The organism is Ensifer sp. NM-2, assembly GCF_003024455.1.
Taxonomy (GTDB): Bacteria; Pseudomonadota; Alphaproteobacteria; order Rhizobiales; family Rhizobiaceae; genus Ensifer; species Ensifer canadensis.
The window spans coordinates 1-402 of the sequence record NZ_PVZR01000170.1; the positions used below are offsets into that span (position 1 = coordinate 1).

A 402-nucleotide genomic window follows, 5' to 3' on the forward strand; every position below is an offset into this window, starting at 1 on the left:
GCGGAGGTTCAGGGCGCGGACATCTATCCCGTCACCCGCTGGGCCATCCAGACGGTCGAGGGCGCCTTCACCTTCATCGTCATCCTGATCGCCATCTACTACTCAGGCGAGCTCGTCTGGCGCGAGCGCGACCGCAAGACCCACGAGATCGTCGACGCCACGGCCGCGCCCGACTGGACGTTCGTGGTTCCCAAGACGGCGGCGATCGCGCTGGTGCTCATCTCCACCCTGGCGTTCGCCGTCCTCGGCGCGATCCTCGCCCAGCTCTCCAAAGGCTTCACCGATCTTCAGCTGGAGAAGTACCTCTTCTGGTACATCCTGCCGAACGCCGTGGATGTGACGCTCTATGCGATCCTGGCGGTGTTCCTGCAGGCGATCTCGCCCCACAAGTTCGTCGGCTGG

1 protein-coding gene is annotated in these 402 nt (G+C 64.7%); it reads left to right on the forward strand.

Annotation, left to right across the window (positions count from 1 at the left end):
- On the forward strand, nucleotides 1-402 hold a 402-nt coding region (locus C6558_RS40240; RefSeq protein WP_199197160.1), incomplete at both ends, for a hypothetical protein.